Here is an 18757-nt window from a genome sequence, read left to right on the forward strand (position 1 = left end):
ATTGCCATATCTACTCAATGGTCGAAGCCTGCGGCTCCCGGGGCCAACCAATGCACATACGTGCACCCTGCGATAATGGATTCATGGAGTACACAACCGTGTCGATGGACAGCAAATGAACATTGGTGTCAGTGGCCGGTTCCCGGACGCCTCCGGCGCCGGACCTGCGGCGAACGAGAAGGAAAGCCGCGACCGCGATGCCCTCCGGGCTGCGCAGATGTATTACCTGCAGAGCCTGACCATGGAGGCGATCGCCCGGGAACTTCGGATTTCCCGTTCCACCGTTTCCCGGCTGCTCTCCTACGCGCGCAGCACCGGGCTGGTCCGGATCGAGATCCGCAACCCGTCGGACCGGGCCCCGGCGCTGGAACAGGAGATTGCCTCCCGGTTCCGCATCCAGGCCCATGTGGTTCCGGTAGCCGAAACGGTCTCCCCCGCCCAGGCACTGCAGCGGGTCGCCGTGCAGGCGGCGCACCTGATCGGTCCGCTCATCGATTCGGATGCGATCATCGGCGTCGCGTGGGGCTCAACCCTGACGGCAGTGAGCCAGCACCTGCCGATCAAGAACACCCATGACAGCACAATCGTGCAGATGAACGGGGCCGGGAATTTCCGCACATCGGGCATCACCTACGCCAGTGAAATCCTGCAGCGTTTCGGCCACGCGTACGGGGCGCGGGTGGTCCAGTTCCCCGTTCCGGCGTTCTTCGACCACGCCGAAACCAAGGAAGCGATGTGGCGGGAACGTCCGGTGAAACGGGTGCTGGATCTGCAGGCCCGGATGAACACCGCGATCTTCGGGGTGGGTTCCATGGAGGCGGGCGTGCCCAGCCACGTCTACAACGGCGCCTACCTGGACGAAGAAGACCTGAATGAACTGATGGCCGAGGGCGTAGTGGGGGACGTCGCCACCATGTTCTACCGTGCGGACGGCACCTGGGACGGGATCAAGCTGAACTACCGCAGCACCGGCCCTGACCTGTCTACCCTGCGGCAGGTCCCGCGCCGGATCTGTGTGGTGGCCGGGGAAACCAAGACCACCAGCCTGCTTGGCGCCCTGCGTGCCGGTCTGGTCACGGACCTGATTCTGGACGAAAATTCCGCCCGGCGGTTGGCGTCCTCCTAACCCCTTGTATCCTCCAGGAACCTTGTCAAGCCCGATCAGGAGGCATCCGCATGGACAACGAACCCACCCGACGGCTGCAGGAACTGCAGGGCGGGACCGACGCCGGGACAGCGCTGGAGTTCTTCGACGCCCTGCCGCCGCTTCAGGTGCCTGAGCTGTACGGCTCCTGGCGGGGTACTGAAATACCAACGGGTCACCGGCTCGACGGCCTGCTGGAACCGCTGGGCTGGCACGGGAAACGGTTCGACGGCGACGAGGAGGTCTTCCCGCTGGTCTTCGCCGGAGCCGGCGGGGGCGTGTTCAATGTGAATCCGGCGCTGGTCCCGCTTTCCGCAGTGCTGCGTTTCGGCCCTTTGCTGCGGAAGCCCGAACTGCTGGCGCAGATCCGCCCGGCGCTGCGGCTGGCGCGCACGCGGCGGCCCGGCGCCCGGCTGCGGATGACCGAGTACCGGGGCGTGTCCAGCGCCACCATGATCTATGACGCCCTGCCGGTCCTGGATGTCTTCCGCCGGGTCGATGCCGAAACGGTGCTGGGCGCGATGGACCTTCGTGGCCCCGGGGCTCCGTTCTTTTTCGCGCTGCACAGGGAGTAGGCGTTCGGCACTTAGTGGATGCTGTGTCGGCAGAGCACCTATTGGCAGAGCTGCGTGCCCGGGTCCACCGCGATGGTCTCCAGGACCTTGCCGGTGGTGGTGTCTATCACGACTACTGAATCGGCGGGCCAGCTTTCGTCAGGGACGGGTTGGTAGCCGACGTCGGAGACATCAGTGGTTTTGCCGGCGTCGTTGCGACTGCGGTTGAAGGCGTCGACGGTCTTGCCTGTGTTGGTATCGACAGTCACGGTTTCCTCCGGCAGGCCGGTTGTATCGCCGGACACCGGGGTGGAGTTCCACCAGCCGTCGTAGCCGCCGACACAAGCGGCCTCTTCGTTTTCGGCGTGCGCGCTGCTGTGCCCGCTGCCGCCGCACCCGGATAGCGCGGCGCCCAGTACCAGCAGACCCGCAATCGCCGTCTTCTTCATGTTTGAGCCTCTCCCCCGATATTCCGGGGGAAGCCTAACAGGCCTCGTCGCTTCTCGGGGCGTACCGGAGGACACCGGTTGTACAGGCCGCCGGCCCGTCATCCCCGTCGAACCCCGTCACTTCGCCAGCATCGCCACCGTGCGGTTCCAGAGACCCAAAGCCAGCGCAGCGTCCCCGGCCTGCTTGTTGGGCTTGGCCACCTTGCTCCGGACAAAGTACTTGCCGGTCGGGTAATCCGTTCCCGGTGTTCCCTCCGCCAGGAACACCAGTGTCCGGGCACCCTTTTCCGGAGTCGGAAGCAGCCTGCGCAGCAGTGGCGACTGGTAGACCGCACGCATAGCCGAGCCCTCGGCGCTGGAGAAGCTCGACCCGATCACGCCCGGGTGGAAGGCAGTGGAAGTTGCCCCGTGGGAACGGTACCGGCGGTCGAACTCCTCCGTGAACAGGATCTGCTCCAGTTTGGCGTTCCCGTAAGCCTTGCTGGGGTTGTACCCGTTTTCATTCTCCAGATCGTCCAGGTCCACGTTGCCGAACAAGCGGTTGGCCATGCTGGAAGTGTTGATCACCGTCCCGCCGGATTCAATGAGCCGGTCTGTCAGCAGCTGGGTAAGCAGGAACGGCGCCAGGTAGTTCACCTGGAAGGTCATCTCGTGTCCGTCCTCGGTAACCTGGCGGACATTGCCGAAAACCGCTCCGGCGTTGTTGGCCAGGACGTCGATATGCGGGTAACGCTGGAGCAGTTCCGAAGCCAGGGTACGCACGCTGCCCAGGTCCGCGAAGTCGGCCAGGAAATACTCGCCGCCCGTGTCCTTGGCAACGGCGGCGGTCTTCTCCGGCGACCGTCCCACCACCACAACATGATGCCCGTTTCGTGCGAGCTGCCTTGCCGCGGCGGCACCGATTCCGTCGCTGGCGCCGGTGATCACTATGGTTTTGGGAGACACGCAAGCCTGCTTTCCTCAGAGTGCGGCCGTGGCGGCAACACCGTTCCCACCTTAGCGGCGCGTGCCGCGGGCACGGTAGGCGTGCCCGGGTCTGCCCGGGTCACCCCGGCAACCGCAGCCCGCCGCCCGGGCGCCCGGGCGCCCGCTAAACCGCCCGACCCTGCAGCCGCACCAGCTTGTCCGGGTTGCGCACCGCGTACACCGCCTGCACCCGGCCCTCCACGAGTTCCAGCTGGAAAACCGTGGTCACCGCCCCCTCTTCACGGAACGCGACCGCCGGCAGTCCGTTCAGTTCAATGAACTCGGGGACGGCCCCGGCACCGTACTTGTCCGCCAGCCCGATCATCAATCGTGCCACCTTCTCCGGACCGTAGACCGGCCGAAGTGCGGCGCTGACCTTGCCGCCGCCGTCGGAGACCAGGACCACGTCCGGAGCCAGGACGTCCAGCAGGGACTGGATCTGCCCGGTCATGGTGGCGGCCAGGAAACGTTCGACGGCGGCGCGGTGCTCGCCCGTATCCGGCACGGTCCTTTGCGTGCCGGACCGCAGCCGGGTCCGTGCCCGGTGAACCGTCTGCCGCACGGCGGGCTCGCCGATGTCCAGGGTCGCCGCAATCTCGGGATAACCGAAGCCGAAGACCTCGTGCAGGATGAACGCCGCCCGCTCCGGACCGCTCAGGGTCTGCAGCAGCACCAGCATCGCCGTCGAAACCTCGCTGGCGGTCAGGGCCGCCGTCTCCGGATTCTCCGGAAGCCGCGCAGGGCCGGTAGGCAGCGGTTCGGGCAGCCATTCACCCGGATAGTCCTCCCGCCGCCGGGACGCTGTGCGGAGGGAATTCAGCGCCTGGCGCGAGGCGATCCGCGCCAGGTACGCCCGCGGGTTTTCCACCTGTTCCGCCACCGCCCGCCACCGCAGATAGGTCTCCTGCACAACGTCCTCGGCATCGGTAACGGTGCCCAGGACGTCGTACGCAATGGTGAAGACCATCCCTCGGTGCTTCAGGAACTGGGAGTCACGGCTTGACCGGACCCCGGTCAGCTCCGCGTCACCGGCGCGGGAGCCGCCGCCGTCGTCGCCGTCTGCGGACCTGTTGGCCATGTGTACGCTCCGCTTCGTTTCGCTTCGCCGCGGATCCACCGCAGCGTCATCCGGCAGATGATTTCCTTTTGGACCGCGGCCGTCCTGCCGTGCAGGTGGAAGCGGGTCGGAGAATCGTCGGCAGACAGGAATTGAACCGCTCCGTCACTGCGGCCCAGACTAATGCACAGACCGCGGAATCCGCTGTCGTGCCGCACTCCCGCCTTTCCTTCCAAAGCCCGGAGGATGTTTCCTGCCGCGTCGGCTCCCATCGGCAGGGCCGCCGCGCAGCACATCCGCAGGTAGTCGTAGAACGGTTCATCGATCACGGCCGCATCGCCGGCGCCGTAGATGCGGTCCTGGCCGCGTACCCGCAGGGTCGGTTCCAGGCTCAGCCGTCCGACGTCGTTCACCGGAAGTCCGCTGGCCGCGGCCAGGTCCGGTGCGCCGAAGCCGGCGCACCAGAGCACGACGTCGGCACCCAGGCCGGTGCGGACGTCACCGTCGGCACGCACCGGCGACCCGCTGCGCAGTTCCACTCCTGCCCGGCGCAGGCTCTTCTCCACGGACCGGCGGGTCCGGGTGGCCAGCCGCGGCGCCACGGGACCGGCGCTGTGCAGGCTCACCTGCAGGTGTCCGAAGGACCTGGCGGTCTCCGCGGCCGTCTCGACGGCGGTCAGCCCGCCGCCCACCACGGCGACGCGGGCGCCGGCGGGCAGCGCAGCCAAGTCGCCGCGTGCCGCCGCGGCACCGTCCAGCTGTTCGATCCTGAGGGCGCCGTCCGGTGCCGTCCCCGCTGCCGAACCCACGGCGTAGACCAGATAGTCGTAGCCCGTTTCTGCTCCCCCGGCCAGTTGAACCGTCCGCCGGTCCGGCCGGATCTCCACTGCTGCATCGGAGATCCGGCGCACGCCCGGATGCAGGATCGAATCGAAGCCGACGGTGGCGTCGGCACGGGTTCCGGCAGTGTATTCATGCAACCGGATCCGCTCCACGAACCGGGGCTCGGGGGTAACCAGGACGACGTCGAGTCCCGGCCTCCCGTTGGCCGCCAGCCGGTTCGCCGCCATTACCCCTGCGTATCCCCCGCCCAGAATGACTGCTGTGGTGCCCATGAGTGCACTCCCTGCTTTCGCGTCTCATCCGGCTTCCGCGCCGGCTGAACATGGGACACCGCCCGGGGACGGTTTGTGACCGGTTGCGGAGAAATCAGTCGGGCCGGACGGGTGCCGTGCCCGCAATCTCCTGCAGGGCCAGCACATGGGCGTCGAAGCTGTTCCGGCCGGCCGGGGTGAGTGCCACCCAGGTGACGCGGCGGGCGTCCCGACGGGCCGGCGACGTCGTCTTTGCCAGGCGCACGTAGCCGGCCTCCGCGAGGATTTTCAGTTGCTTCGAGAGCGTGGCATCGGAAATTTCCAGGGTGTCCCGGAGGACGGCGAAGTCCATCTCCTCCAGCGGGCGCAGCAGCCCGCAGATCCGCAGCCGCGTCGGCGGATGCACAACCTCGTCAAACCGGGGTTCAGGCATGCGGAACCGCGCGGAGCTGGTCAACAGCGGCCCGGAACGCGACTCCGGCGAGCCCGTAAACCGCAGCGAACGCCGCAAGGCTGGTGATCATCACGGCCCAGCCGAGTCCCAGCGACACCAGGCCCAGACTCACGGAAAAAAGAAACAGGCAGACCAGCGCCGCCAGGGCAATTGCGCCGTTCGCCCGCGCACCCAGCCTGCGGAACTTCAACCCGGTGTCACGGCGGATCAAGTGCAGGATGACGAACAGCAGTCCCGCGAGCAGCCAGGGCCAGGACGGAGATTGATAGTCGGCTCCGGGCCGGGCATCCAGTGCCGCCGCCACCCAGCAGGCAGCCAGTGCACCGATGGCTGCCACCAGCGCACGGGGAGGTGTGACGCCTGCTGCCAGGGTGTCGCGGTCGGCGGTTAAGTCTCTGAGCCGGGCGGCAGCATCCTCTGCCGCACCAAAGTTATTTTCCATGATGGAAAGAGTATTGGCCGGCAACCCCGGCGTCAATGTTGCGGGAGAGGTTACGGCAAGGGTTCGTGTGCCGGCTTCGAAGGCGGGGCCGGCGGGTGGTACAGCCCGGCGTACTCCTCCAGCGTGATGTTGGCGTCGTGGATCTTCAGGGCTGCATCGGGGCCCAGGTAACGAAGGTGCCACGGCTCGTAGGCGTAGCCGGTAATGGTCTCGGCACCTGCGGGATAGCGGATGATAAAGCCGTACCGGTGGGCGTTCGCAGCGGCCCACGCCCCTGCGCCGGTCCCCTCGAAGCAGGCCTGCAGCGAGCACGCGCCGTCGGCAGCACCGATGTCCACGGCCAGCCCTGTCTGGTGTTCACTGTGGCCGGGCCGTGCCGAAATCGATTCCGCCAGCGCGGAGCCGTAGCGCCCGGTGTAGGCATCATGCAGCCGGGCCTGCGCTTCGGCGGTCCGGAAACCGCTCACGGCATCAATCACCACGCCGGCGGCCGCGGCGTCGTTCTTCATCTGGACGAACGCGTCCGCTGCTTCCCGGCGCAACGGAACACCACCGGCGTCAACCACGTCCTGTGGTGCATAGCCGGGGTCACCGAGCGGGCGCTCCTTGTTCACGACCACTGAGACGCTGCCGGGAGAATCGAAATCCTGTCCGGGCGGCGCCGTGAAGGCGGACACCGGCTGGTCCACGGAAAAGAGGTAGGCCAGCAGTCCGAGGCACACGCAACCGAGGATAGCGATGTGCGTGGTGATGTGCTGGCGCGGCATTGTCTTTCCCTCCCCTTCCACTTTCCCATAGCGGCGGCCGGTCCGGGAGGATCGACGCGTACGTTCGACACATCGCCTCCGGTCAAGCACAGTCGGCGGAAAATGCCAGAAAACGCGGCATCGACAAACCTTGTTTCCCCTAAAACCTAACGGTAAATTTAGGCGGCCGCTTCCATTTCCGTACCGCAGCGCCGAAGGGACCATCATCAGCGACGCCCAGAAAAACAGCTCCACATTGTCCGCGCTTTGGACAATCCAAGCCCTTCTCGCAATAGTCGGTTCCGCCTCCTCGCTCGCCGTTTCCCTGGTTCTTTTTGAAAATTCCGCCAGTGCAGCGATCCTTGCCGTTTCCACGTTCCTGGGTGCGGCAGCCGCCATCTACCTGGCGCCGTTGATCGGCGGGCTGACTGACCTCTTTTCCCGCCGTACCGCCATCTGCGCGGTCAACATCACCAATGCCGGCGCCATGGCGGCCATGGCCTGGGCAACCCTCATCCACAGCACGGCCCTGATGCTCGTTTTCGTTTTTGCCACAGCCGTCTGTTCCACCGCCTTGGCCCTGACCCTGCAGGCCTCTGTGCGGGTGCTGCGTTCAGAGAAGGACCTCACCAAGGTCAACGGCATGCTCGGACTCATTGATTCGGCACCGGTGCTGCTCGGTCCGGTGCTGGGTGCTGTCCTGTATTCGCTCGGGATGCCCGTCGCGGTGTTTCTGGCCGATGCAGTCTTGAGCGTTGCGGGCGCGGCGCTGGTACTGCTGCTCGCCTGGCCGGCGGAGGAAGCCCGGGCACGCAATGTGCAGTATTTCGGCGGCAATGTGAAAGCCGGTTTCCGGTTCATCAATGAGCGCCGTGATTTACTGCGCCTCCAACTCGCCTTTGCGGTCTACAACTTTGCCGGCGGCCTCTGTGTGCCGGTGGTAATTGTTTTTATCCTCTCCTTCCCGGGCACCGGGACCCCGGAATGGAATCTTTCGGCAAGCAATATCGCCAGTGGCCTGGGGCTGATGGCCGGCGCTGCCCTGGTCGCGCGGTTCGGCACTTCGGTCTCCCGGACCAACCTCGTGTGCGGCTCAACGTTTCTGGGGTCGCTGTTCGGCCGCGCGCTGGTCGTGGCCGCGCCCACCCTCTGGCTGGTCATTCCGGGGATGTTTCTCCGGAATGCGATGGTGCAGGCCACCAATGCCCCGCTGTCGGCGCTGTGGCAGGAACGGACACCGGTTCAGATCCAGGGCATCGTCTTCGGCTGCCGGCGGCTGCTCGGCCAGGGCCTCTTCCCGGTGGCAGTCCTGCTGGGCGGCGTGCTGGTGGATGTGCTGGCCACCGTGGACGGCATGAACCAGCTCAGTGCCGCCAAGACGGTGCTCATGATTGGCGGAGCACTTGAAATTGCCTGCATTGCGTACATTCGCTTTTCCCGGACGAGCAGGGTCTTCGAACCGGTGGAGGTCCCGCAGCCCACGGCTGCGTGAGGTTCGCTTAAACCGCCAGGGGCCGCTGCAGCGCAGCGGCCCCTGGTGTACTTCCGACGCGGGTCAGACGCCTACGGGAACCCGTTCCTGCTCAGCCGGGACACCGGCGTCGACAGGGTGCCCCTCGGTGCGCGGCGGCTTGAAGTGGTCGATGACAGCCACTACGGCCAGCGAGGCCGCACCCCAGATGCCGAGGGTCAGCAGGTGGGACCAGACGGTATCCGAGCCGAAGTACAGGATCGAGCGGATTGACTCGACGGCGGCCGGCATCGGCAGCACCTCGTGGAGGAAACGGAAGATTTCCGGTTCCATGTAGATGGACATCGCTGCTCCGGAGGCCGGTACGCCGAGGAACATCAGGATGCCGATCGTCGGGAGGATTGCAAGCATCCCCATGAACCGTTCGAAGACCGTGGTGAACATGGCGACGCAGAAGATGGCCACGGCGCCGGCTCCCCAGAGCGGCAGGAAGTGCCCGTCGATCGCCCCGACGAAGACGTCGGCAATGACCCAGAGGAAGGCCGACATCCCGACGGCCCAGGCCGCAACGATGGGGAGCAGCATGCGCAGCGGGCGGCTGGCCGGAGCCGCCGTCGAGCCGACCACGATGATCATGAACCCGGCCATGATCCAGCCCATGGCCAGGTACATGGTGGCCATGCCCATGGAGTCGGAATCCTTCAGCGGGGCAACATTGTCGTGTGCCATTTCCATTTGCTGTCCCGCGGAAACCTGGCCGAACACCGAGGTGAGGACCTGCTGCTGGCTCATGCCGCCGGCCTCGTTGGTGATGAGCGTGGCACTGGGGCTCTCGGCCGACGGCAGCACGTACGCGCCGACGACGGTACGGTCCCGGACCTGGTCGCGGGCGTCGTCGGCGTTATCCATCGGGCGCAGGTCAAAGAGCCCGGACATGTTTTCGTCGAGTCCGGATACTGCCTGCTCCGCCTGTTCCGCGGTGGACCCGACGACGGCGACGGGCATGTCCCGCGGTGTCGGCTCGTACATTGCGCCCAGCATGAACGAGAGCATCATCGTGACCATGGCCAGCGGGAAGAAGGCCAGGGTGCCGTAGCGCCAGCGGCGGGTCTTCGGGCGCGGCCCGCCGTGCAGCGAGGCGACGTTGATTGCCGGCGGAGCCGCGTTCGGCTTGCGGCGGCGCTTGACTGCATCGAGGACGAGGGTGAGCAGCAGGGCCGCCACCGCCCCGATCACGAGCACCAGCAGGTGGGGACCGGCGCCGTTGCCGTCGAAGTACAGGAACGAACGCAGCGATTCACCGGTGGCGGCCGCGGGCAGGAAGCTGTGGAGGTACGGATAGAGACCCGGCATGGTGTGGACGGACATGCTCATGTTGGAGGCGGGAACGCCCAGCACCATCAGGAACAGCATGCCGGCAAGGACGGCCATCGGGCCGAGGATCCGGGTGAGGAACAACTGGACGCTGCCGACGGCGAAGACCGTCAGCCAGGAGATCCCCAGCACGGCGGCGGAGTGTCCCTCGACGACGCCGAGCATCGGACCCGTCACGGCCCAGACGAGTCCGGCAATCAGTGCGGCCCAGCCGGCAAGCAGGGGAACGAAGCGGCGGAAGCGAAGCAATTCGGGTGAGTTGGAAAGGACCAGGCTCAATGGCATGTAACCGGCCAGCATCAGGGCCGTGGTCAGGAACATTGCACCCAGCCCGGCCATGTCATGGTCCGGCAGCGGGGCGAGGTCCTCGGCCTGCAGGGCCAGACCCTGTCCGAGGACCTGCGGGGCCAGCAGTGCCGTGACGGTGCTGGACTGCGAGGCGCCGGCAGCACTTGCGGTATAGACCGAGGCGGTGCCCTCATTCAGCGACACTGCGCCCGAGACTTCACGGTCCAGGACCAGCTGGCGCGCTTCGGCGTCGGATCCCACCACTCGGACGTCGACGGCGTCGGGATCAGCGGCTTCCAGCGCGTCTGCGAAGCGGTCCGCCTGCGGGCCGGAACCCGTGACCGCAATCGGCATGTCGTTCGGCGTAGGCGCGTGCATGGCGGCGAGGTAGCCGCCCACCAGCATGGAAACCATCAGCAGAGGCATCAGGAACATGGCGACATAACGGCCGATCTTCTCGGCCTTTGCCCGCTTGGCCGCGGCAAGGGCCTCGGCGTCCGACGACGGCGCCGGGGTTTCTCCTGCTGGGTCCGTATCCGGCGGAGAACCTGGGGATGTCGGGGAAATACTGGTCAAGGACGTGCTCCTGTAGCTGAATTCAAGGGTGATGGTGCGAAGTGCGCGTCGACGCGATAGTCGACGCGGGGTCTGTGGGACCGACTCGTCAAAATTACGCCATGTGGCGTAAATTGGGTAATTGAAGCAGCAGCAACGCCAGGACGAGGACATATATGGGACAGCACGGCGACAAGGCACGCGGAACCCTGCTCGATGCTGCCGAGGAGCTTTTTGCCCGGCACGGCATCGACGCCGTGTCCAACCGGCGGATCGCAGAGCACGCGGGAACCGCAAACCACTCCGCCGTCGCCTACCACTTCGGGGGGCGCGATGAACTGCTCGAGGCGTTGATCACCCGCCATCTCGAAGACACCCACCGCCGCCGTGCGGTGCTCCTGGAACAACTGGACGACGCCGCGGGGCTCCACGATTTGCTGGCCTGCCTGATCCTGCCGTGGGTGGACCACTTGGCGTCACTGCCCGTGCCGAGCTGGCGGGCGCGTTTCCTGCACCAGATGCGTGCGGTGCCCTCCATGGAATCCGTGCTTCAGCGGTCGGCCGTGGCCAACCCAGTCACCGAGGACTTGATCAGCCGGACCCAGGCCGCCGTCGGCGACCTCGCTCCCACCGTCCTGCACGGCCGTTCGTGGATCCTGGGCAACATGACCATCGGGGTCTGCGCGGAGTACGAGGCACGCATCCAAGACGGAGCCGAGACCCCGAACTGGACCGGGGTGGGCTACTTCCTGATCGATTCCTGCGCCGGGATGCTGTCCGCCCCGGTGACGCACCCCGGTGACTTCCTTCCGCAGCCCTCCCCGGTCTATCTGCTCTAGGCCTACCTGCTCCAGGACTGCCCGTCAGGGCGTCGGGACCAGCTCTGCCCGGCGTCGGCCGAACATCCGGTCATAAAGGACCGAGAAGATCATGGCGACCGCAACGGCTATCAGGATGAGAATGAGCATGCCGATAATCCCGCTCTGCAGGCCCGCGTCACCTTCGGCGTCGAAATACAGCACCGCGCGGTTGGCCATGGTCATCTGGTACAGCGGCTCGCCCCGGGCGATGAACGTGAAGAACCCCGGCAGAGCCTCCAGCGGCACCACTCCGGTCGCAGCAGGCAGGCCCATAAACACCACGTAGATCAGCGAGAGCACCATGCCGATGCTGCCGAACAGGGTGATCAGCGCCGTGGTGACCGCCGATACCGTGACGATGGACAGCCAGGTCGTGAGGAAGAACCAGCCGCCGTGCGGAATCGGCATCCCGACGGCGGACGCCACCCACATCATCAGCCCAGCCGTCGGCAGCGCACCCAGGACGACGATGCCCCACTTGATCAGGTAGGTTTTCCACCGGGCGGGCTGCACCCTCGGCCCCAGGGCAAACCGCGGACCCATTTCGACCGGCGCCACTCCGAGCCGCGAATCGACCAGGAAGTGGATGGCCACGGAACCACTGACCCCCACCACCATCAGCAGCACGGAGTAGAAGAACGCACCCATGCCAAGGGCGGAACCTTCCGGCGGGGTTTCATAGGCGGTGGTGGTGACAGCAATCGGAGCCCGGAGCAGGTCCGTTGATGTGCCGTCCACGGTTGGTGCCACCTGCTCCTGCACCTGTGCCGGCAGGCCCAGCTCCCCCAGCTCGCGCTGCTGTTCGGCCCGCGCCGCGGCCTGGGCTTCCTCTGCGGCGGAGGTCAGCTGCTCCCCCAGTCCCGTGTTGGCCTGTTCGAGCGCCGGGTCGACGGCGGCAGTCCCCAGGGTGCTCGCCAGTGGCCCGGCCAGCGGATTTGTGTAGACGGTGATGGACGGCCGCGTAACTTCCGTGTCCGTCAATGCGCCGCTCACCAGTCCCAGGGCGTCGGCCGAAAAGGACTCGGGAATGACGACGGCGCCGTGGATCTGCCCCTTGCGCAGCTGGTCCTGTGCCTCGTCCCACGACAGGACGCGCAGATCGATTTCGTCGTTTTGCGCGAAGCCCTGCTGCATCTGGTCCGTGATGTTCTGCCCGAGGTTCTCCGGGCTGCCGCCGTCCGGCGGCGTCGCGCCCCTGTCCTGGTTGACCACGGCCAGCGGAAAGTGCTTGAGGTGGTCCCCCGGGCTGCCGAGGCCGCCGATGTACAGGGCAGTGCCGGCACCGCCCAGCAGCAGAAGAACCAGCAGCGGCAGGAGCCAGAACCGGGGGGACCAATACGAGTGCCCGTTGTGCCCGCGTCCCTGGGGCCGGGAATCGGATTCCATCGCATGTGCCGACATGGACACACCTCCCAGCTGAGCCTGAGTCGGGATTCGTCCTACCGTTTGAGGGTAGCCGCCGTGCAGGGCTGCGGATATAGCAGCGCCCCCGGCTGCGTCAGGTTGGCCGAAACCTGCGCCCGTTGCCGTTCCCGTTCGGCCTCCTTTAGGGCTGCCGCACAGCCCTGCGGGACAGGGAATCCGCCACAGCGTGTTCCGTTTCCTCGGCAATCAGGTCCGCGTTGATCGCAGCACCCGCCCCCAGGCCCGCAGCTGCCGCTCCGATGACCTGCATCATGGGAACCACTACGTTGCCGGCGGCGTATACGCCGGGGACACTCGTGGCCCCGGTTGCGTCCACCGGCACTGCCGTTCCGACGGAAAGGTTCCCCATCACCTGCTCCACCGGTTCAATTCCGAGGTCCGCCAGGTAACCTGCCCGTGCCTGGAGCGGGGCAAAGACAACAACGGCTTGCCGCTGCACCACCTCGCCCGTCACCAGGCGCACCCCGGTGAGCCGGGACTCTCCCTCCACCCCGGTCACTTCACCCGGCATCGTCCGGATGCCACGGGCGGCCAGTTGCTCGGCCTGTCCACTGTCCGGCTCTCCCGCTGTGTGCAGGAACAGCACAACGTCCCCACTCCACTGCCGCCACATCAGCGCCTGATGAACCGCACCTTCAAGGTTCTGCGCGATGATCCCGATCTGCTGGTCCTGGACCTCCCATCCGTGGCAGTACGGGCAATGCAGCACGTCTTTTCCCCAGTGCGCCGCCAGCCCCGGAATCTCCGGCAAGACATCGCGTGCTCCGGAGGCCGCCAGCACCCGGCGCGCCACCAGTGATCCGCCGTCTGCCAGGGTCACCCGGAAGCGGCCGTCATCACCTCGGGTCACCGTACTCACGGATCCGTTCAGCACCACGGCCCCGTAGCCGGTGACCTCGTCCCGACCAACGGCGTACAGCTCCGCCGGCGAGGCACCTTCCCTGCCCAGGTAATTGTGCACGTGGGCGGCCGGGGCGTTGCGCGGATCTCCGTCGTCCACCACGGCCACGGTCCGGCGGGCACGCGCCAATGCCAGGGCTCCGCTCAAACCGGCGGCCGAACCGCCCACCACCACTACGTCATAGATTGCCATGCCTGCTCCTCCATCCACCCGGGCACATCGTCCGGGGCTGTCCAGCCAGTCTGCGTGCGTCGCTTCCGAGGAGCAATAATTCTTGCCGGTTCAGCAAAACCAAGGTTCGCCGGATTCCGAAATCGCAGGTTCGGACGGCATGCCGTAGGTTTGCCTGCGTGACCGAAGAATCCCTGTCCGGCGTCGGAGGCCGCCTGCGTTCCCTCCGGACGCAGCGCGGCACCACGCTCGCCAGCCTGTCCGAGACCACCGGCATTTCGGTGAGCACGTTGTCGCGCCTGGAGTCCGGCCAACGGCGGCCTACGCTGGAGCTGCTGATGCCCCTGGCCCGCGCCTACGGCGTCACCCTCGATGAACTCGTTGCCGCTCCCCCCATGGGAGATCCCCGCGTGCATATGCGTCCCATCCGGCGGCACGGGGCGCTCATCATTCCCCTCACCCAAAAGGCCACCGGCATAGGTGCCTACAAGTACATCCTTCCGGCGACCGACCATCCCGCAGTTCCGGATCCGCGAACCCACGAGGGATACGAGTGGATCTACATCCTCAGCGGACAGCTGCGGCTTGTGCTCGGTGACGAGGAATTGATCCTGCATCCCGGTGAAGCCGCTGAGTTCAGCACCCGGCTGCCGCATTGGATGGCCAGCGCCACGGCGGACGCGGTGGAGTTCATTGCCCTTTTCGGACCCCAGGGTGAGCGGGCCCATCTGCGAGCGCGCCCGTCGCATTAGCTCCTTGACCTTGCCGCAGCGTCAACTTCTAGGGTTGGTGGTGTCGAGAAGGAGCACACATGGACTGGTCCATTACGGACGTGGCGAAACTGGCCGGGACAACATCCCGGACCCTGCGCCATTACGACAGCATCGGGCTGCTGGCCCCCTCACGGGTCGGCGCCAACGGCTACCGGTATTACGACCGGGCAGCCCTGGTCCGGCTGCAGCGGATCCTGTTGCTGCGCCGGCTCGGGATGGGCCTGCCGCAGATTGGACAGGTGTTGGAAGGCCAGCAGGATGATGTCGCTGCCTTGGCCGCGCATCTGGTGCATCTCCAGGATGAACAGGCCCGGCTGCACACACAGATAGGTGCAGTGCGCTCGACGTTGCAGGCACTGAAAGGAGATGAGGAAATCATGGCAGAGAAAATGTTTGAAGGCTTTGACCACACCACGTACCGCGAGGAGGTGGAAGAACGCTGGGGCACGGAGGCCTACGCCGAATCCGATCGTTGGTGGCGTTCGCTGGACGACGCCGGCAAGCGCGGCTTCTCCGCTGAACATGCAGCACTGCAGGACGCCTGGGACGAGGCCCAGCGCCGGGGGCTGGCGCCTGCGAGCGCCGAAGCGCAGGAACTCGCACGGCGGCATGCGGCATGGATTGCTGCCGGTACCCGGAAGGAGCCCGATCCGCAGATGCTGATCGGCGTCGCGGAAATGTATGTGGCCGATGACCGGTTCGGAGCCAATTACACCCGTGAGTTCGACTCGGGTGCGCAGTTTGTCCGCGACGCGCTGGTCACCTACGCCCGGGGGCTGCGGGGCTAGTCCGGACAGCTGATGGCCCCTACCGGCTCTCCGGGCATCATCAGCTGTGCGGCGTCGGCCGCGCATGGCTTCCCACCCTTTGGTGCTGCTGTGTCTGAGGGGGTCACTTCCTCCTCATCAGTCACGGAGGGTGGGATCCTGTGTGCTTCCGACCGCAAACGGGGTGCGCCAGGGACCGCCGCTGTACAGATAACGGGGCTAAGAGCCCCGGATAAGCCCATTACCTGTACAACGGATACCCAGCCGTCCGGGATAAGCCCGTTATCTGTACATCGGATACCCCCACCGGGCACCCGGACCCGACCCGGCTAGCTCCCCAGCAGCCGAAGCAGCGCATCCAGCACCTGGGCCTGCCCCTTGACCAGCTTCGTGCGCGCCACGGCCTCCGGAAACCAGCCGGCCCGGTCGATCTCCGGGTACTCGCGGACGGTGCCCGATCCCCGCGGCCACTCCAATTCGAACGTGTTGCTCTCGATCCGTTCCGGAGCAAAGTCCGCCTCCGCGGCGAAGACCGTCACGGTCTTCTGCGCCGACTGCCGGAAAGTGCCCAGCAGCAGATACTCGGCCGCCGGGGCCTGCGTTCCCATCTCCTCGGCGAACTCCCGCAGCGCAGCGGCCCGCGGTTCCTCCTCGGGCGGGTACTCCCCCCTGGGAAGAGACCAGGCATGCTCGTCCTTCCGCGCCCAGAACGGACCGCCCATATGGCCGATCCACACTTCCAGGCCTTCAGCCCCGCGCCGGTACAGCAGGATCCCTGCACTGGAAATCATGTTCATCTCCCCTCGGAGGCTCAGGCGTCTCCAAACCCGAACGTGACAATGGGCGGCAGTCCGCTCCGCAAACGTTCCAAGACAAACCTTTCATGCGGGACGACGGCGGCGGGCAGGTCATCGAGGGAAAACCATTCCAGCCGGGCTGCCTTGCCGGGCTCCATGATGCGCGGCTCCCCCGACCAGCCGGTGCAGCGGAAGAAGAAGTCCACCCGCTCGTCCACGGCTGTCCCGGTGTCCTCCTGCGTACGGTGCATGGACGTCAGCGGCACGACGTCGTCGGGCGCCACCGCTATGCCGAGTTCCTCCCGAGCCTCCCGCACGGCGGCCTGCACGGCGGACTCCCCCGCTTCCACATGTCCGGCAGCTGCCGTGGCCCAGTAGCCGTCCATGTACCCGGTGCCCTGCCGGAGCTGCAGCAGCACCTTGTCCCGGCGCTGGAAGATGAGATAGCTGGCCGGCACAACCTGGAATCGGTTCAACAACGCGGGTGTCCCCTCGGTCGGAAAGCTGGTGCCTCAGCCTAACCGAGCTTCACCGGCAGGCCGGTCAGCAGCGACTCCTGCGCGGCATCGGCCACCCGGGAGGCCGCCACGGAGTCAAACGGTGTGCACGGGTTGTCCCGGCGGCCGAGGACCAGTTCCACGAAAGCGGCCATCTCCGCCCGGTAGGCCGCTTCGAAACGCTCGGCGAAGGAATGCGGCGGCCTGCCGGAGGGGAAATCGGCGCCCGGTTCCGCGGAGCGGACCGCCATCGTGTCGTCCAGGCCCACCAGCAGCGTGGACCGGGAGCCCGCAAGCTCCAGCCGCACGTCATGCCCCGCCCCGTTGTAGCGCGCAGCGGAGACAGTGCCCACCGTCCCGTCGTCGAGCGTGACGAGGGCCAGCCCGGTGTCAATGTCACCGACGCGGCCGATCTCCGGATCTCCCTTGTTGGACCCCACGGCATACACCCGGACAATCTCGCGGCCCGTCAGCCAGCGGAGGATGTCGAAATCATGCACGGAACAGTCACGGAACAAGCCGCCGGAGGACGCTAGGAACCCGACGGGCGGCGGCTCCATGTCCGCGGTCACGGCCCGGAAGGAGTGGATCCAGCCGAGCCCGCCGTCCTGCAGGAGCCGTTTCGCCGCCAGGTACCCGGCATCGAAGCGCCGCTGGTGGCCCATCTGGACGACTCCGCCGCGGGCATTGACATACTCCAGCACCGGCAGGGCCGCCGCGGTGTCCCCGGCAAGGGGCTTTTCGCAGAAGACCGGCACTCCTGCGTCCACCCCCATGCGCACGAGGTCCGGATGGGATAACGTGCCCGCGGCAATCACCAGCCCGTCAATCCCTTCATCAAGAAGCGCCTCCACCGAGGGGACAGATGACGCACCGAGGCGTTGTGCCACGGTATGCGCCCGTTCCACGGCGGCGTCGGCGATCACCAGCTGCACCGGCGGAACGGTTCCTTCACCTGTACCCAGCTCGGCGAGGTTCCGCGCATGCAGGGTCCCGATCCGGCCGACGCCGGCCAGCCCCAGGCGGAGCACATCGGGTTCCTGCCGGGTCTCCACTGCCGTGCCGCTAGCCCCGGCCCGGTTCGGTGCCGCCGACTTCGGCCGCCACCTCGGCGACGACGTCGCCGTGGCCGCCAAGCGCCTCCAGCTCCTGGGCCAGTTCCACCAGTTCCTCGCCGCCGGCCATCTGGGCCGTCAACTGGTCCAGGGTGATGTCCGACTTGCTGTAGTAGCCGGTGGACCTGCCCCGTTTGAGCAGCAGGAACCGGTCTCCCACGGGATATGCATGATGCGGATTGTGGGTAATGAAGATGACCCCCAGTCCGCGGTCCCGTGCCTGCAGGATGTAGCGCAGCACCACCCCGGACTGTTTCACGCCCAGCGCCGCCGTCGGCTCGTCGAGGATCAGCACCTTGGCACCGAAGTACACCGCCCGGGCAATGGCCACGCACTGCCGTTCGCCGCCGGACAGCTGCCCGATGGGCTGCTCCACATCGCGGAGGTCGATGCCCATCTCCGAAAGCTCCTGCTTGGCGATCTTCTTCATCCGCGCAACGTCGAGCCGGCGGAACGGTCCCGCCCCGGTGGTGAGCTCCGATCCCAGGAAGAAGTTCCGCCAGATCGGCATCAGGGACACGACGGCCAGGTCCTGGTAGACGGCGGCGATCCCGGCGTCCAGGGCCTCCCGCGGGGAGGAGAGCCGCCGTTCCTCCCCGGAGATGGTCAGGGTGCCTTCATCGTGCTGGTGGAGTCCGGCCACGATTTTGATCAGGGTGGACTTGCCGGCGCCGTTGTCGCCCAGGACGCAGGTGACGCGTCCGGCGTCCACCGCCATGGTGACATCGCGCAGGGCAATGATGTTCCCGTAGTGCTTGCCCACGTGCTCCAGTGAGAGCAGGTGGGCCGGTGTGGTGGTCCCGCTGCCACCCGGGGGGACCTCATGCTCAACTCCGGTGCTGTCCATGGCCATCTCC

General features: G+C 66.6%; 20 protein-coding genes. 6 read left to right on the forward strand and 14 right to left on the reverse strand.

From position 1 onward, the window contains the following. Nucleotides 1–217 precede the first annotated feature (217 nt). Together NNX35_RS09460 and NNX35_RS09465 are read left to right on the forward strand one after the other, a co-directional pair. Nucleotides 218–1126, forward strand: a complete 909-nt coding sequence (locus NNX35_RS09460) for a sugar-binding transcriptional regulator (protein ID WP_255766579.1) — start codon at nucleotides 218–220, stop codon at nucleotides 1124–1126. A gap of 50 nt (nucleotides 1127–1176) precedes the next feature. Next, nucleotides 1177–1719 carry a DUF4334 domain-containing protein gene (locus tag NNX35_RS09465; protein WP_255867597.1) on the forward strand — a complete coding sequence of 181 codons (543 nt, stop codon included), beginning with the start codon at nucleotides 1177–1179 and terminating at the stop codon, nucleotides 1717–1719. A gap of 38 nt (nucleotides 1720–1757) precedes the next feature. Here the strand turns inward: NNX35_RS09465 and NNX35_RS09470 are convergent, their stop codons facing one another. The 7 genes from NNX35_RS09470 to NNX35_RS09500 form a co-directional block, all read right to left on the reverse strand. Then, nucleotides 1758–2147, reverse strand: a complete 390-nt coding sequence (locus tag NNX35_RS09470) for a hypothetical protein (RefSeq protein WP_255867598.1) — start codon at nucleotides 2145–2147, stop codon at nucleotides 1758–1760. A gap of 117 nt (nucleotides 2148–2264) precedes the next feature. Further along, nucleotides 2265–3092 carry an SDR family NAD(P)-dependent oxidoreductase gene (locus tag NNX35_RS09475; RefSeq protein WP_255766063.1) on the reverse strand — a complete coding sequence of 276 codons (828 nt, stop codon included), beginning with the start codon at nucleotides 3090–3092 and terminating at the stop codon, nucleotides 2265–2267. A 145-nt stretch (nucleotides 3093–3237) separates the two neighbouring features. Next, nucleotides 3238–4191 (reverse strand): RNA polymerase sigma factor SigJ, encoded by a 954-nt coding sequence (sigJ, locus tag NNX35_RS09480; RefSeq protein WP_255867599.1) that lies wholly within the window; start codon nucleotides 4189–4191, stop codon nucleotides 3238–3240. Then, a complete protein-coding gene (locus NNX35_RS09485; RefSeq protein WP_255867600.1) occupies nucleotides 4128–5285 on the reverse strand; it encodes an NAD(P)/FAD-dependent oxidoreductase in 1158 nt (385 codons plus the stop codon). The genes sigJ and NNX35_RS09485 overlap by 64 nt, the downstream gene beginning before the upstream one ends. Before the next feature lie 94 nt (nucleotides 5286–5379). Then, nucleotides 5380–5697: a transcriptional regulator gene (locus NNX35_RS09490; RefSeq protein WP_255867601.1), complete on the reverse strand. Its 318-nt coding sequence runs from the start codon at nucleotides 5695–5697 to the stop codon at nucleotides 5380–5382. Beyond that, nucleotides 5690–6160 (reverse strand): hypothetical protein, encoded by a 471-nt coding sequence (locus NNX35_RS09495; protein ID WP_255867602.1) that lies wholly within the window; start codon nucleotides 6158–6160, stop codon nucleotides 5690–5692. The genes NNX35_RS09490 and NNX35_RS09495 overlap by 8 nt, the downstream gene beginning before the upstream one ends. 50 nt (nucleotides 6161–6210) lie before the next feature. Next, a complete protein-coding gene (locus NNX35_RS09500; protein WP_255863086.1) occupies nucleotides 6211–6927 on the reverse strand; it encodes a D-alanyl-D-alanine carboxypeptidase family protein in 717 nt (238 codons plus the stop codon). Between the two features lie 235 nt (nucleotides 6928–7162). Between NNX35_RS09500 and NNX35_RS09505 the strand changes: the two genes are divergently transcribed. Beyond that, nucleotides 7163–8398 (forward strand): MFS transporter, encoded by a 1236-nt coding sequence (locus NNX35_RS09505; protein ID WP_255863087.1) that lies wholly within the window; start codon nucleotides 7163–7165, stop codon nucleotides 8396–8398. Between the two features lie 63 nt (nucleotides 8399–8461). Here the strand turns inward: NNX35_RS09505 and NNX35_RS09510 are convergent, their stop codons facing one another. Then, entirely contained in the window at nucleotides 8462–10615 is a 2154-nt protein-coding gene (locus NNX35_RS09510) for an ABC transporter permease (RefSeq protein WP_255867603.1), read from the reverse strand. Nucleotides 10616–10770: 155 nt separating this feature from the next. On the opposite strand from NNX35_RS09510, the gene NNX35_RS09515 reads away from it, so the two are divergent. Beyond that, nucleotides 10771–11433 (forward strand): TetR/AcrR family transcriptional regulator, encoded by a 663-nt coding sequence (locus NNX35_RS09515; protein WP_255766055.1) that lies wholly within the window; start codon nucleotides 10771–10773, stop codon nucleotides 11431–11433. 24 nt (nucleotides 11434–11457) lie between these two features. On the opposite strand, the gene NNX35_RS09520 is transcribed toward NNX35_RS09515, so the two are convergent. Together NNX35_RS09520 and NNX35_RS09525 are read right to left on the reverse strand one after the other, a co-directional pair. Further along, nucleotides 11458–12855, reverse strand: a complete 1398-nt coding sequence (locus tag NNX35_RS09520) for a YhgE/Pip domain-containing protein (RefSeq protein WP_255867604.1) — start codon at nucleotides 12853–12855, stop codon at nucleotides 11458–11460. 145 nt (nucleotides 12856–13000) lie between these two features. Continuing rightward, nucleotides 13001–13972, reverse strand: coding sequence for an NAD(P)/FAD-dependent oxidoreductase (locus tag NNX35_RS09525; protein WP_255867605.1), 972 nt, complete (start codon nucleotides 13970–13972; stop codon nucleotides 13001–13003). Between the two features lie 158 nt (nucleotides 13973–14130). Here NNX35_RS09525 and NNX35_RS09530 point away from each other — a divergent pair, with 158 nt between their 5' ends. Together NNX35_RS09530 and NNX35_RS09535 are read left to right on the forward strand one after the other, a co-directional pair. Beyond that, nucleotides 14131–14703, forward strand: coding sequence for an XRE family transcriptional regulator (locus NNX35_RS09530; protein ID WP_255867606.1), 573 nt, complete (start codon nucleotides 14131–14133; stop codon nucleotides 14701–14703). A 59-nt stretch (nucleotides 14704–14762) separates the two neighbouring features. Then, the gene (locus tag NNX35_RS09535) at nucleotides 14763–15512 is read left to right on the forward strand and encodes a TipAS antibiotic-recognition domain-containing protein (RefSeq protein ID WP_255867607.1); all 750 of its coding nucleotides are present in this window, start codon (nucleotides 14763–14765) and stop codon (nucleotides 15510–15512) included. A gap of 308 nt (nucleotides 15513–15820) precedes the next feature. Here the strand turns inward: NNX35_RS09535 and NNX35_RS09540 are convergent, their stop codons facing one another. The 4 genes from NNX35_RS09540 to NNX35_RS09555 are packed head-to-tail and all read right to left on the reverse strand — an operon-like array spanning nucleotide 15821 to nucleotide 18747. Next, nucleotides 15821–16282, reverse strand: coding sequence for an NUDIX domain-containing protein (locus NNX35_RS09540; protein ID WP_255867609.1), 462 nt, complete (start codon nucleotides 16280–16282; stop codon nucleotides 15821–15823). A gap of 20 nt (nucleotides 16283–16302) precedes the next feature. Continuing rightward, nucleotides 16303–16764, reverse strand: a complete 462-nt coding sequence (locus NNX35_RS09545) for an NUDIX domain-containing protein (protein ID WP_255867610.1) — start codon at nucleotides 16762–16764, stop codon at nucleotides 16303–16305. A 41-nt stretch (nucleotides 16765–16805) separates the two neighbouring features. Beyond that, nucleotides 16806–17840 carry a Gfo/Idh/MocA family oxidoreductase gene (locus tag NNX35_RS09550; protein WP_255867611.1) on the reverse strand — a complete coding sequence of 345 codons (1035 nt, stop codon included), beginning with the start codon at nucleotides 17838–17840 and terminating at the stop codon, nucleotides 16806–16808. 10 nt (nucleotides 17841–17850) lie between these two features. Continuing rightward, nucleotides 17851–18747 carry an ATP-binding cassette domain-containing protein gene (locus NNX35_RS09555; RefSeq protein WP_255867612.1) on the reverse strand — a complete coding sequence of 299 codons (897 nt, stop codon included), beginning with the start codon at nucleotides 18745–18747 and terminating at the stop codon, nucleotides 17851–17853. Between the last annotated feature and the right edge of the window lie 10 nt (nucleotides 18748–18757).

Source organism: Arthrobacter sp. zg-Y844, from assembly GCF_024385465.1.
Lineage (GTDB): Bacteria > Actinomycetota > Actinomycetes > Actinomycetales > Micrococcaceae > Arthrobacter_B.